The organism is Methylomonas stagni, assembly GCF_050154735.1.
GTDB classification, from domain to species: domain Bacteria; phylum Pseudomonadota; class Gammaproteobacteria; order Methylococcales; family Methylomonadaceae; genus Methylomonas; species Methylomonas koyamae_A.
The window spans coordinates 1,253,248-1,265,748 of the sequence record NZ_CP189557.1 but is presented as its reverse complement, the minus strand read 5'-3'; the positions used below and the strand labels follow the sequence as shown (position 1 = coordinate 1,265,748).

At 57.1% G+C, this 12,501-nt stretch carries 12 protein-coding genes; 9 read left to right on the top strand and 3 right to left on the bottom strand.

The features are described from left to right. Positions 1-80: 80 nt before the first annotated feature. From ACP4CD_RS05935 to ACP4CD_RS05925, 3 genes are all read left to right on the top strand, one after another. Complete coding sequence (locus tag ACP4CD_RS05935) at positions 81-1,265, top strand: aminotransferase class I/II-fold pyridoxal phosphate-dependent enzyme (RefSeq protein ID WP_426993911.1); 1,185 nt, start codon at positions 81-83, stop codon at positions 1,263-1,265. Beyond that, positions 1,231-1,554: a rhodanese-like domain-containing protein gene (locus tag ACP4CD_RS05930; RefSeq protein ID WP_071160583.1), complete on the top strand. Its 324-nt coding sequence runs from the start codon at positions 1,231-1,233 to the stop codon at positions 1,552-1,554. The genes ACP4CD_RS05935 and ACP4CD_RS05930 overlap by 35 nt, the downstream gene beginning before the upstream one ends. A 148-nt stretch (positions 1,555-1,702) precedes the next feature. Continuing rightward, positions 1,703-2,437: a DUF3581 domain-containing protein gene (locus ACP4CD_RS05925; RefSeq protein ID WP_426993910.1), complete on the top strand. Its 735-nt coding sequence runs from the start codon at positions 1,703-1,705 to the stop codon at positions 2,435-2,437. A gap of 56 nt (positions 2,438-2,493) precedes the next feature. Here the strand turns inward: ACP4CD_RS05925 and ACP4CD_RS05920 are convergent, their stop codons facing one another. The 3 genes from ACP4CD_RS05920 to ACP4CD_RS05910 form a co-directional block, all read right to left on the bottom strand. Further along, the gene (locus ACP4CD_RS05920) at positions 2,494-3,768 is read right to left on the bottom strand and encodes a sensor histidine kinase (RefSeq protein WP_231883781.1); all 1,275 of its coding nucleotides are present in this window, start codon (positions 3,766-3,768) and stop codon (positions 2,494-2,496) included. A gap of 47 nt (positions 3,769-3,815) precedes the next feature. Further along, a complete protein-coding gene (locus ACP4CD_RS05915; RefSeq protein WP_064031775.1) occupies positions 3,816-4,481 on the bottom strand; it encodes a response regulator transcription factor in 666 nt (221 codons plus the stop codon). A 554-nt stretch (positions 4,482-5,035) separates the two neighbouring features. After that, positions 5,036-5,197 carry a hypothetical protein gene (locus tag ACP4CD_RS05910; RefSeq protein WP_168030662.1) on the bottom strand — a complete coding sequence of 54 codons (162 nt, stop codon included), beginning with the start codon at positions 5,195-5,197 and terminating at the stop codon, positions 5,036-5,038. 200 nt (positions 5,198-5,397) lie between these two features. Here ACP4CD_RS05910 and ACP4CD_RS05905 point away from each other — a divergent pair, with 200 nt between their 5' ends. From ACP4CD_RS05905 to ACP4CD_RS05880, 6 genes are all read left to right on the top strand, one after another. Beyond that, the gene (locus tag ACP4CD_RS05905; protein WP_064031774.1) at positions 5,398-5,676 is read left to right on the top strand and encodes a hypothetical protein; all 279 of its coding nucleotides are present in this window, start codon (positions 5,398-5,400) and stop codon (positions 5,674-5,676) included. A 28-nt stretch (positions 5,677-5,704) separates the two neighbouring features. Beyond that, the gene (locus ACP4CD_RS05900; RefSeq protein WP_426993909.1) at positions 5,705-7,222 is read left to right on the top strand and encodes a phenylacetate--CoA ligase family protein; all 1,518 of its coding nucleotides are present in this window, start codon (positions 5,705-5,707) and stop codon (positions 7,220-7,222) included. 212 nt (positions 7,223-7,434) lie between these two features. Next, positions 7,435-8,412, top strand: a complete 978-nt coding sequence (cysK, locus tag ACP4CD_RS05895) for a cysteine synthase A (RefSeq protein ID WP_064031773.1) — start codon at positions 7,435-7,437, stop codon at positions 8,410-8,412. After that, a complete protein-coding gene (gene epsC, locus ACP4CD_RS05890; RefSeq protein WP_426993908.1) occupies positions 8,409-9,347 on the top strand; it encodes a serine O-acetyltransferase EpsC in 939 nt (312 codons plus the stop codon). Before cysK ends, epsC begins: the two co-directional genes overlap by 4 nt. A gap of 460 nt (positions 9,348-9,807) precedes the next feature. Next, positions 9,808-10,725 (top strand): family 2A encapsulin nanocompartment shell protein, encoded by a 918-nt coding sequence (locus ACP4CD_RS05885; protein WP_313728014.1) that lies wholly within the window; start codon positions 9,808-9,810, stop codon positions 10,723-10,725. Next, positions 10,712-12,364, top strand: a complete 1,653-nt coding sequence (locus ACP4CD_RS05880) for a family 2A encapsulin nanocompartment cargo protein cysteine desulfurase (protein WP_426993907.1) — start codon at positions 10,712-10,714, stop codon at positions 12,362-12,364. The genes ACP4CD_RS05885 and ACP4CD_RS05880 overlap by 14 nt, the downstream gene beginning before the upstream one ends. Positions 12,365-12,501: the final 137 nt, after the last annotated feature.

The following is a 12,501-nucleotide window of genomic DNA, read 5'->3' as shown; positions in this document are numbered from 1 at the left end:
CGGGGCTTTTTATCAGAATAGCCAGGGGCAAGCAAGAAGTTTGTTATGATGCGGCTCTTTTGGTTTCTGGGTCGGCGGGAATGAAGCAACATATTGCGGAACGGATGCACGGGATCAGCGCGTTTTACGTGATGGAACTTTTGCAGCGCGCCAAGCAATTGGAAGCTCGGGGGCGCGACGTGATTCACATGGAAATCGGCGAGCCCGATTTTCCGACGCCGCCGGCGGTGATCGCTGCCGGGAACCGGTTTCTGCGGACCGGCGAAGTTAAATACACCCCAGCAGCAGGATTACCGGCGCTGCGCGAGGCTATCGCCGATTATTATCATGCGGCCGGTATCAACGTCGATGCCCGGCGAATTTTCGTGACACCAGGTGCTTCCGGTGCGTTTTTGTTGGCTTTCGGTATCAGCATCAATCCTGGCGAGCGGATTCTGATGGCCGATCCTTGCTACCCCTGTAACGACAACTTTGTTCGTCTGTTCGGCGGTCGTAGCGGATTAATTCCGGTCGGCGCGGACGACGATTACCAGCTCAATGCCGACCTGATCGCCGAACACTGGCGAAGGGAATGCAAAGGCGCGCTGATTGCGTCGCCGTCGAATCCGACCGGTACCGTGATTGGCCGGGAGGCGCTACGTCAAGCCATCGCCAAGGTTGCCGAGTTGGGCGGTTGCTTTTATTCGGACGAAATCTATCACGGCCTTGTCTACGACGATGCGGTGTCCAGCGCATTGGCCTTTAGCGACAAAGTCTTCGTTATCAACAGTTTCTCCAAATTTTTCGGCATGACCGGTTGGCGGGTCGGCTGGTTGGTGGTGCCCGAAGAATTTATCGATGCGGCGGAGCGCTTGGCGCAAAACATCTTTATAGCCACCTCGACCCAATCGCAGTATGCCGCGCTGGCGAGCTTTACCCCGGAAAACTTGGCGGAACTCGAAGCGCGGCGGCAGGAGTTTCAGCGGCGCCGCGACTTTCTGTGCGAAAATTTGCCGAAACTGGGGTTTCGCATTGCCCGCAAACCGCAAGGCGCTTTTTACGTCTACGCAGACAGCAGCGATTTGGCGGACGATAGTTTCGAATTCGCCAAAGAGTTGTTGGAAACCCAGGCCGTGGCCGTGACGCCTGGCAGGGATTTTGGCGTTTATCGCGCCGATCGGCACATTCGTTTTGCATATACCGCTTCTGTCGATAGAATGGCCGCCGCGCTGACCCGATTGGAAACCTTTTATGCCGATAACCCAATATACCCCACAACAACTTAAACAACGCCTGGAAGCCGAGCCGGCGCCGCTACTGCTGGATGTTCGCGAACCCCACGAGTTCGCCTATGCCCGTATCGAAGGCAGCCAGTTGATTCCGTTGCAACAGATTTCGCAACGACTGGACGAGCTGGATACCGAGCGCGATATTGTCGTGATTTGCCATCACGGCATGCGTAGCCAGCAAGCCTGTTTCTTTTTACAACACCATGGCTATAGTCGTCTATACAACTTGCAGGGCGGTATAGACGCTTGGTCGCTGGCATGCGATTCCGGCGTTCCGCGATACTAATAGACACAGAGCGTTATCGGCCGCTGTTGTTTGCGAATGGCTACGATCGCGGCGTTGCTAAGATCTCCGCGATGGGGGCTGTATCCGGACGCCGCGGCGTCCGGACTCGCAAGATTTTGATCCGCAATATTAAAAATAAAAAATCGCCATGTTTTTGAAAGAGTTTTATGAAGTTCGCGACGGTGGTATCGCCATCAGCGCCGAGCAGGCCAGCATGTTTGCCAAGGAAGTGGCGCACGACTTTAATCCTTTGCACGATGCCGATGCCAAGCGCTTTTGCGTACCCGGCGATTTATTGTTTTCGCTTGTATTGGAAAAGTACGGGCTCAGCCAGAACATGCACTTTATCTTTTCCGGCATGGTGGGTCACAACGTCCTGTTGAATTTCCCGGAGACCGATGCCGAGCGCTTCGATGTGACCGACAGTCAACAAGATAAGACCTATCTACAAATCGAGCGCTCCGGCGATGTGATCCGCGATCCGAACCTGATCGAGGCCCTGATCCGCGATTACGTGGCGTTTTCCGGGCAGAATTTTCCGTACGTGCTAGTGCCGCTGCTAGCCAAGGAAAATGTGATGTTCAACATCGACCGGCCGTTGGTCATCTACGAAAGCATGACGCTACATCTGGATTGCATGCAATTCAGCGAGCCGCGTCTGGAAATGTTGGAACCCAAGATGGAGGTCAACGGCAAACGTGCGACGGCTTATCTGCACTTTCAGATTTGCTGCGGTGACGCGGTGGTCGGTTCCGGCTTCAAGAAGCTGGCCGTCAGCGGCTTGCGGGATTACGAAGTCGAGCCGATGCAAGCCTTCGTCGAAGAGTATCTGGCGCGCAAGCACGGATATCTGAGCAATCTGGCGGTCGCCGAGGTTGGCTGAGGTCTGATTACTGGTAGCCGCGAACACGTGCCGCCCAAACCGCAGCGGTTAAGGATTCAAGTGGGTGGCAGCCTAACCGTGGCCGCCAAACCACCCAGTTCGGCGGATCGGCTCAAGGCTAGGCTGCCGCCGTAGTAGCCGGCAATGTCGTGGACGATGGCTAGTCCCAGCCCGTGGCCGGGTGTGGCTTCGTCCAGACGCAACCCTCGCTGCACCATTTGCCGCAGTTGCTGCTTGTCGCAACCGGGGCCGTCGTCCGCGATTCGTAACGTCAAACCTTCCCGTTCCGCGACGTCGATGACAATTCGCGATTTGGCCCACTTGCAGGCGTTATCGAGCAGGTTGCCTATCATTTCCAGCATGTCCTCGCGGTCCAGATGCAATAACTGATCGGGCGCTCGTATCTCGAAAGACAAGGCCTTTTCCGCGTAAATGACCTGCATCAGCTCGCACAGCGCCGTTAATTCCACATGGGGATTGAAGGTCGCGCCGGGTTGGGCGTTTCCGGAAATCCGCGCTCGTTTCAATTCACGGTCTATCCGTTTCAATATCGTTTGGTTCTGTTGTTCCAACTGTCGTTTCAATTCCGGCAAGTCGCGTAGCGCCGGATTTTCGGCCAGCCGAAACAGCATCGCCAACGGCGTTTTCAAGGCGTGCGCCAGATTGCCGATCGCGGTCCGCGATTGGTGAAGGCGGCGTTCAACCAACATCAATAGCCGGTTGACTTCCTTGACCAGCGGTCGGATTTCGAACGGAACCTCGGCTTCGATCTGACGCTGCTGACCGTGGGCGATGGCCGCCAGTTCGCCGGTAACCGCGCGTAGCGGTCGTAACGATCGTTTAACGTCGGCGGTTTGCAGCGCGATCGCCGCGACCAGCACCGTCAGACTCAATGCCAGATAGCCGATTCGGATCGCGGTGATGTCTCGACCGATGTCGGTCAAGTCCTCGGCGGTACTGATGCTGATGGTGTGGCCGGCTTTGGCGAATCCGCGGCTTAAGACTAATAACAGTTGGTCGTGGGGACCGGACTTGAAATGGAATTGTCTGGTAGTATCGACGGCCATGGCCTCGAAAGGTAGCGTCGTGCCGGCGAGTGAGCGCGAATAAATCGGCTTGCCGTCGATGTGTAGCACGAAATAGTGGCCCGAATAGGCTTGGCCGTAAACCGAGCCGGCGTGGCTGGTATCGAAGCTGGGCTGGCCGTCGGCGTCGAAGTCGAGGGTGTCCAGTATCGAGTCGCTGTCGTGAGTCAGGCGGGTCAACATCTGTTTTTCGGCAACCGAGCGTATCACCCAGTCGGCCGCCAGCCAATGCAATGCAAATATCACGCATAAGATAGCCGCTAGCCCGCGATTCAAGCGTAAGCGCAATGAAATCACGCGGTTTGCCCAAATACGTAACCTTGGCCGCGCCGAGTAGCGATCAAATCCTTGCCGAGTTTGCGGCGTAAACGGTTGACGTAGACTTCGATGACATTGCTGTCCGGATCGCCGTCCATTTCATAGACATGCTCCATCAAATCGGTTTTCGTCAAAATTTGGCCGGAGTGCAGCATGAAATAGCGTAACAGACGAAACTCCAGCGAGGTTAACTGAGCGGATGGCTGACCTTCCATCGTAACGGTTTGCAATTCTTCATCCAAAGTAACGCCGGCGCAGGTCAGACCGGTGTTGGTGATTCCATGGCAGCGTTTTAACAACGCCCGGATGCGCGCCTGCAATTCTTCGATGTGAAAGGGCTTGCCCAGGTAATCGTCCGCGCCGGCTTTAAAACCGTCGACTTTTTCGTGCCAGGCGTCGCGCGCGGTCAGCACGATGACCGGCATGGCGTTACCGGCGTCCCGCCATTTCTTAAGGACTGCCAGACCCGACAGCTTGGGCAGCCCCAAATCCAAGACCGCGATGTCGTAATTCTCCGTGGCGCCCAGGAATTCGCCTTGTTCGCCGTCGTAGGCCAAGTCGACCGCGAATCCGGCAATTTCAAGTTCGACCTGGATCGAGCGGGCCAGGTCGGTGTCGTCTTCTATCAGCAGCAGTCTCATCGCAAATGGGCAAACGGTAAAATAGGGATATTGTAGTGCAGCGACGTAGGCAAGGGATTAACACACGCATGACGAAGCGTTTCTAAGCGCCGTGCCTGGCGATGATTTAATCTGTTTTTAATCGCCTATTCAGAACCGGTTTATCTGAATTTGGTCTGATACCTCGCGCTTACCGTGCTTGGCCCAGTCCCTCTGGTCGGCCGGGAGTCGCCGGTGAACACGGTTGCGGACGTTTTAGTGGCGCCCCTTCCGAGTTCCCGTTGCACTTCTGCGTTCGTAGTGCGTTCGGAGCCACTTAATCTCATCGGCTTTGTTTATCGTTCATCGATCGATGGACGACGATTTCTCCTCTAATTTTACTGACCTCGTGTCTGGCATGGTCCGTGGGCGCCGATAGCCTCGGGGTATTCTCGCTACACGGCTTTTCCGCCGAATCAAGGATCGGTATTTTGTCCGCGCAAAAAAAGCCCCCGTCCACAAGTGACGGAGGCTATGTAGTATTGCTAGCTTCGGAGGGGTTGCTAGCTTAACAACGAGGGAGGTACAACGAGGAACTAAGCACGCAGGTTCCGATGCAAGTCCAGGTTGCTGGACAGCGACGCCGCGCCGAACAGCAGTGTGGAGAAAATGAACTCGCCGGAAACGAAACCGAATACGCCAGCGGTAAAAAACAGGCCGGTTAATACGTCTCTATAAAATAAAAGGGGTTTGTTCATGTCGGACTCCTAAGACAGCATCGGTTGATTCGTGAAGACGGTTCTATGATAACAATTGTGAAAATATTTACAATAATGCTGATAGTGCATGATTTGTTTTTATATAGGAAACAATTGCGGTCTGGCTCGTTAGCGGCCGTGTTGTAGCCTGGAGCATTTACGGCGTATGCTGTCGGCTCACTTGTAGGGAGAATCCCGCGATGAGTCATCACGCCAATGTATTACGAGCTATCTTTCATGATCCCATCAGCGCCAACATCCATTGGCGGGAAGTCGAATCGTTGCTGCATCACTTGGGCGCCACGATAGAGTCCGGTCACGGCGCCAAGTTTCGAGTGGTGTTAAACCAATTCGAAGGTTTTTTGCATCATCCGCACCACGGCGGTGTCTTCGCCAAGCAGGATGTCAAACACGTCCGGGAACTGCTGGAGCGAGCCGGCGTCACTCCTTCCTCTTACGACGAGCAGCACGGGAAGTGACCAGTGCTGTCGTAAACCGATACCCGACATGATCACCCACGAATTGAGCAATCCGACGATGACCGACTTAAATGCCGTTTTTCAACGTTTCCTGACTACGCCGCTGGATGATTTGTTGGGCGGGCAAGACGTCAAGCCCGAGGAGAAATTGCTGGCGCTGTTTCGGCGTTGCGCCGCCGAAGTGCCGGCCTACCACCAGTTTCTGGCCGAGCGCGGCGTCAGCCCCGAGCAAGTGGTCGACTATGCCGAATACTCCCGCTTACCGTTGATGAGCAAACAAGATTACATGCGGGCCTACCCGCTGGCTCAACGTTGCTTCGGCGGCAGTTTGGCCGGAGCCGACCGGGTCGCGGTATCTTCCGGTTCGACCGGCCAGCCGACGTTCTGGCCGCGCTCCGCCGCTGACGAATTGGATGTGGCCCTGCGTTTCGAGCAGGTCTTCAAGGACAGCTTCGCCGCCGATCGCCGTAAGACCCTGGCCGTGGTGTGTTTTGCGCTGGGCAACTGGGTTGGTGGTTTATTCACGACCTCATGCTGCTGGCATTTGGCGCGCAAGGGCTACCCGCTAATGGTCGCGACGCCGGGTAACAACAAGGCCGAAATCTTTCGGGTGGTGCGCGAGCTGGCGCCGCAATTCGAGCAAACCGTGTTATTGGGTTATCCGCCTTTCATCAAGGATGTTATCGATGCCGGTAGCGCCGAGGGCATCGTTTGGTCGGACTTCAACCCAAAATTGGTGTTTGCCGGCGAGGTGTTTAGCGAGGAATGGCGGGCCTTGGTCGGCGAACGCATCGGTGCCGAGCGAGCGGCATTCGATTCGGCGTCGCTGTACGGTACCGCCGACGGCGGGGTGTTGGGCAACGAAACACCGCTGAGCATCGCGATTCGGCGCTGGTTGGCCCGTCATCCCGACGAGGCCCGCGCATGGTTCGGCGAGTCGCGCTTGCCGACGCTGGTGCAATACGACCCGGCGAGCCGCTTCTTCGAAGTCGAAGCCGATACCTTGGTGGTATCGGGCGAGAACGGCGTGCCGCTGGTGCGCTACCACATCGCCGACAAAGGCGGCGTCATCCCGTATCGGCAAATCTGGGAGCGCTTGCGTGCCGCCGGTATCGAATCGGTGACCGATCTGGGCTTGCCTAGCGATTTTAAACCGCGCGAGCTGCCGTTCGTGTTCGTGTTTGGCCGGGCGGATTTCACGGTGTCCTATTACGGCGCCAATATTTATCCGGAGAATGTCACGGTAGGATTGGAACAACCGGAGTTGACCGGCTGGTTGACCGGCAAATTCGTGTTGCAAGTCAGGGAAAACGTCGCCGGCGACAGCGAGTTGCACGTCGCGGTGGAAGTCTTGCCGGATGTCGATCCCGAACACGTTGATGCGGGGCGGGTCGCCGAATCGATCAAAGTCCAGCTATTGCGGCTCAACAGCGAATTTGCCCACTACACGCCGGCCGAACGGCAAACGCCGATGGTGACCTTGCACCGTTTCGCCGATCCCGAATATTTTCCGGCCGGCGTCAAGCATCGCTACACTCGCAAATAGCAGAATCGCGGCCCTTGTTCATGCCAAAATTAGAACATATCATCGAAATATTAGATAAGCGACGGTTTTTATTAGCAATTTTTCTTGACAATCTGTCGCCCGCCGCCTTAAGTTAACCGGCAAGTCACGTTACGCTGACCGGACCGCCGGAAGCCAGTGCGTCCCGCACGGGGCCGCTGGCTTTTTTGTATCTAAATTTCAAGGATTTAAACATGGCACATTGGTATCCCGACAACTCGCAGTCCATCGGCAACACGCCCCTGGTGCGTTTGAACCGCATCGCCGACGGCGCGCCGGTAACTTTGCTGGCTAAGGTGGAAGGGCGCAACCCGGCGTATTCGGTAAAATGCCGGATCGGCGCGGCGATGATTAACGACGCTCAGCGCCGCGGCGTTTTGGGACCCGGTAAGGAAATCATCGAACCGACCAGCGGTAATACCGGTATCGCGCTGGCCTTCGTCGCGGCGGCGCGCGGCATTCCGTTGACGTTGACGATGCCGGAAACGATGAGTTTGGAACGCCGCAAATTGCTGGTGGCCTACGGCGCCAAACTGATTTTGACCGAAGGCGCCAAAGGCATGAAAGGCGCGATAGCCAAGGCGGAGGAAATCGCCGCGTCCGAACCTGAGCGTTATGTGTTGTTGCAACAGTTTAAGAATCCCGCCAACCCGGAAATTCACGAACTGACCACCGGCCCGGAAATCTGGAACGACAGCGACGGCGCGATCGATATTTTCGTGTCCGGGGTCGGCACCGGCGGCACGATTACCGGCGTGTCGCGCTACATCAAGTTAAAGCAAGGCAAGCCCATTCATACCGTGGCCGTCGAGCCGGAAGCCAGTCCCATTCTGACTCAATTCCGCGCCGGACAAGAGTTGCAACCGGCACCGCACAAAATCCAGGGTATAGGCGCCGGTTTCGTGCCGGACGTTCTGGACTTATCGTTGGTGGATCAGATCGAACTGGTCAGCAATGACGAAGCCATCGACTACGCGCGCCGCTTGGCCAGGGAGGAGGGCATTCTGGCCGGCATTTCCTGCGGGGCGGCGGTGGCGGCGGCGGTCAGACTCGCTAAACAGCCGGAAAACGTCGGCAAGACCATTGTCGTGGTATTGCCGGATTCCGGCGAGCGCTATCTGAGTTCGGCGCTGTTCGAAGGTTTGTTCGACGCCCAAGGCTCGGCGCTATGAACGAAGCGGCGTTGGCGATTGCCTCTCCCTTTTGGGGAATAGATGATCTGGTCGCGGAACTGCGGGCAATACGTTTGCATTCGCTCGAGGAACGCCATCGCCGCGAACATCCGCCCAAATTGCCGGCCCGCAAGGTGTTGGCGCAAATCGTCGAGCAATTGGGGGCGGTCTTGTTCCCCAATCGTCTCGGTCGCCCGGACCTGACCGACGAAGGCATCGATTATTTCGTCGGTCAGACCCTGGATAGCCTGCTACGGGATTTAAGCCGGCAGATTGCGCTGGAACTGCAATTCGTCGCCGAGCAAAACGGCGAAACCATCGACGTCTGGTGGCGGGCAAGCGAACTGACCCGAGAGTTTGCCGCCAAACTGCCCGGCGTCCGACTGTTGATCGACAGCGACATCCGCGCCGCCTACGAAGGCGATCCGGCGGCCCGTTGTCCCGACGAAGTGCTGGCCTGTTATCCCGGCATCACCGCCGTGATACATCATCGGGTGGCCCACCTGTTATACGGCTTGGGCTTACCGCTGGTGGCGCGAATCGTCAGTGAAATCGCGCATTCGGCCACCGGCATCGATATTCATCCCGGCGCGCGAATCGCCGACAGTTTTTTTATCGATCACGGTACCGGCGTCGTGATTGGCGAAACCGCGATTATCGGTCGGCGCGTGCGCTTGTATCAGGCCGTCACGTTGGGGGCCAAGCGCTTTGCCAAGGACGAAAACGGCCTGTTGGTCAAGGGTAACGCCCGCCATCCTATCGTCGAGGACGATGTGGTGATTTACGCCGGCGCGACCATTTTGGGTCGAATCACGATAGGCCAGGGTTCGACGATAGGCGGCAACGTCTGGCTAACGCACAGCGTTCCGCCCGGTAGTCAGGTCAGTCAGGCGCAAGTACGCAGCGAAATGTACGAATCCGGCGCCGGGATTTGAATGAATACGTGCAATGCCTTGAAATTTCAGTGAAATATTTTGACCTTGTCCCGGTCTAGGTCGGGGAGTTGTCAGAACGGCCGATACGCCAACCAAACTTTCTTCGAAAAATATCATACAGCCCGATGTCGTAGAACGCGGAGTAGGCGCGGCTAAAAAATAAGTGATTAGTAACAATGGCTTAGATGAGATTTTTTGTTGCCGAATTGCCGCTGGAATCGAGGTATACGATATTTTTAGATATTCATATCGCGAATAGACATAAGTAAGTTTCGCCATGGACCTGCCAGTATTGACAGGTTTAGTCTGCTATCGGTATCTTGAACTTAAGTCAATCGCTGACCGGACCGCCGGAAGCCAATGCGCTCGTCAGAGCCATTGGCTTTTTTATGCCTATCGGAAACCCGGTCCAAGCGATAGGCGTTCTCCAAGCCATCAACCAGAACAGTAAGGAAAACCTATGTCGGACATTCATCAAGCCCATACCGCGTTAGGCGACGTCGCCGCGCGCACTTTATCCAATGCGACTAAAACCGTGCCGATGATGGGCACGATCACGCCGCGTTGGCTGGTTCATCTGCTGCCTTGGATCCCGGTCGAAGCGGGTATTTACCGGGTCAACAAAGTCAAAAGCGAGACCAGTATCGCCGTCGATTGCTCGAGTCTGGACGAGAAGGTGCTGCCGCAAACCTTCGTCGATTACGAAGAATGGGGCCGCGAATACCGTCTGAATGCGGTCAACACCGTGCTGGACGTACATACCCGCGTCGCCGACTTATACAGCAGCCCGCACAACCAAATTCACGAGCAATTGCGGCTGACCATCGAAACCGTCAAGGAGCGTCAGGAGAGCGAGTTAATCAACAATACCGAATACGGTCTGTTGAACAACGTCGTCGAGTCGCAAAAAGTCAAGACCCGCAAAGGTTCGCCGACGCCGGATGATTTGGACGAACTGATCGCGCGGGTCTGGAAGGAGCCGGCATTTTTTCTGGCCCATCCGCGGGCGATTGCCGCCTTCGGCCGCGAAGCCACCCGCCGCGGCACGCCACCGCCGACCTTGTCCTTGTTTGGTTCGCAATTCATCACTTGGCGCGGATTGCCTTTGATCCCGACCGACAAGCTGAAAATCGTCAACGGCAAAACCAACATACTACTGCTGCGCACCGGAGAAAGCCGGCAAGGCGTGGTCGGTTTGTATCAACCGAACCTGACCGACGAACTTAGCATGGGACTGTCGGTGCGTTTCATGGGCATCAACCACAAAGCCATCGCTTCCTATTTGGTCTCGTTGTATTGCTCGCTGGCGATACTGACCGACGACGCGATCGGCGTACTCGAAAACGTCGAAGTGGACAATTACTATGACTACGCCTAATCCGGATCTGGCCGGGCTCGCGCGACAAGCGTTGAACGGCGGTCCGGTGCCGGCCGGCTTACCCGATACCGCCGAATTGAGCCGCTTGGCCAACCTGTACTACAGCGATATGCCGACTAGCGATGGCCAAGCCATCGACAACGTACCGGCCTCGGCGGCGAGCTCGGTGCCGTATCACGCGGTGCCTAACGGTTTCGCGAATCGGCCGGGTATCGATAGCAGTGCCGTCGCCGGTCTGACCGGACCCGGCGCCGGCTTGCCGGGCTTGTCGGAGTTGCAACGCTTGGTGGACACCAGTAGTCGGCCGCCAGTCGGGCCAGGTGCCGGCTCCAGCGGCGCGCCGTTTTATTTTCTCAATGAACTGTCCGGCCTAGCCCGCGCCGCGCAAATTCCCGGCCTGGGTTCGGCTCATCCGCCGTTCGACGTGAACGCGGTGCGCCGCGACTTTCCAATTCTGGAGGAGCGGGTCAACGGCTATCCGTTGGCCTGGTTGGACAACGCCGCGACCACCCAAAAACCGCAGTGCGTCATCGATCGGATATCCGAGTTTTATCGCCATGAAAACTCCAATATTCACCGGGCCGCCCACGAACTGGCGGCGCGCGCCACCGACGCCTACGAAGGCGCGCGCGCTACCGTGGCGGGGTTCATTAACGCGTCGTCGGCTGACGATATCGTGTTCGTGCGCGGTGCTACCGAGGCGATCAATTTGGTCGCGCAAAGTTGGGGTCGGCAATTTATCGGCGAAGGCGACGAAATCGTCATCAGTTGGCTGGAGCATCACGCCAACATCGTGCCTTGGCAGCAGTTGTGCCGGGAAACCGGGGCGCTCTTGCGGGTGATTCCGGTCGACGACGACGGTCAGGTGATTCTGGCCGAGTACCAAAAACTGCTGAATGCCAAAACCAAGCTGGTATCGTTTACCCAGGTGTCCAATGCCTTGGGTACCGTGACGCCGGCGGCGGAGATGATAGCCCTGGCTCACCAGGCCGGCGCCAAGGTGTTGTTGGACGGCGCGCAATCGGTGTCGCATTTGCGGGTGGATGTGCAAAGCCTGGATTGCGATTGGTTGGTGTTTTCCGGACACAAGATTTTCGGCCCGACCGGTATCGGCGTGTTGTACGGCAAGCCGGAACTGCTGGCAATCACCCAGCCTTGGCAAGGCGGCGGTAACATGATCGAAGACGTTACGTTCGAGAAAACCGTGTATCAACCGGCGCCTGCCAAATTCGAAGCCGGCACCGGCAATATCGCCGATGCGGTGGGCTTGGGGGCGGCGTTGGAGTATCTGAGTCGGATCGGCATCGAAAACGTCGCCCGCTACGAACACGAGTTGCTGGAATACGGCATGCACATATTGCGCGGGATTCCCGGCGTGCGTTTGATCGGCACCGCGCCCGACAAAACCAGCGTGCTATCCTTCGTGATGGCCGGGCACTCCACCCAGGAGGTCGGTAAGGCACTGAACGACGCCGGCATCGCGGTCCGCTCCGGCCATCATTGCGCGCAGCCCATCCTGCGTCGCTTTGGCTTGGAAGCCACGGTGCGGCCGTCGCTGGCGTTTTACAACACCTACGATGAAATCGACCGCTTGGCCGCCGTCCTGAAAAAGCTGCAATGCGCCAAGCGTAATTTTTAGGGTTGGCACCCGCGACTCCGGCTGTTCCGGCCGGCGTTTGCGTTGTTTGGTTTTCTCTCCGGGCTTGGGGCGTTGGAATGGTCATTCCGGCGTTCCCAAGCACCGATTTCGCCTTTCCAAGCTCGCCAGGATTCGGC

What these genes read in the sequence shown, in the direction of transcription:
- ACP4CD_RS05905 (WP_064031774.1), top strand. Translation starts at nt 5,398, where the DNA reads ATGAGTCATCACGCCAATGTATTACGAGCTATCTTTCATGATCCCATC.
- ACP4CD_RS05925 (WP_426993910.1), top strand. Translation starts at nt 1,703, where the DNA reads ATGTTTTTGAAAGAGTTTTATGAAGTTCGCGACGGTGGTATCGCCATC.
- ACP4CD_RS05885 (WP_313728014.1), top strand. Translation starts at nt 9,808, where the DNA reads ATGTCGGACATTCATCAAGCCCATACCGCGTTAGGCGACGTCGCCGCG.
- ACP4CD_RS05915 (WP_064031775.1), bottom strand. Translation starts at nt 4,481, where the DNA reads ATGAGACTGCTGCTGATAGAAGACGACACCGACCTGGCCCGCTCGATC.
- ACP4CD_RS05930 (WP_071160583.1), top strand. Translation starts at nt 1,231, where the DNA reads ATGCCGATAACCCAATATACCCCACAACAACTTAAACAACGCCTGGAA.
- ACP4CD_RS05900 (WP_426993909.1), top strand. Translation starts at nt 5,705, where the DNA reads ATGATCACCCACGAATTGAGCAATCCGACGATGACCGACTTAAATGCC.
- ACP4CD_RS05935 (WP_426993911.1), top strand. Translation starts at nt 81, where the DNA reads ATGAAGCAACATATTGCGGAACGGATGCACGGGATCAGCGCGTTTTAC.
- epsC (WP_426993908.1), top strand. Translation starts at nt 8,409, where the DNA reads ATGAACGAAGCGGCGTTGGCGATTGCCTCTCCCTTTTGGGGAATAGAT.
- cysK (WP_064031773.1), top strand. Translation starts at nt 7,435, where the DNA reads ATGGCACATTGGTATCCCGACAACTCGCAGTCCATCGGCAACACGCCC.
- ACP4CD_RS05910 (WP_168030662.1), bottom strand. Translation starts at nt 5,197, where the DNA reads ATGAACAAACCCCTTTTATTTTATAGAGACGTATTAACCGGCCTGTTT.
- ACP4CD_RS05880 (WP_426993907.1), top strand. Translation starts at nt 10,712, where the DNA reads ATGACTACGCCTAATCCGGATCTGGCCGGGCTCGCGCGACAAGCGTTG.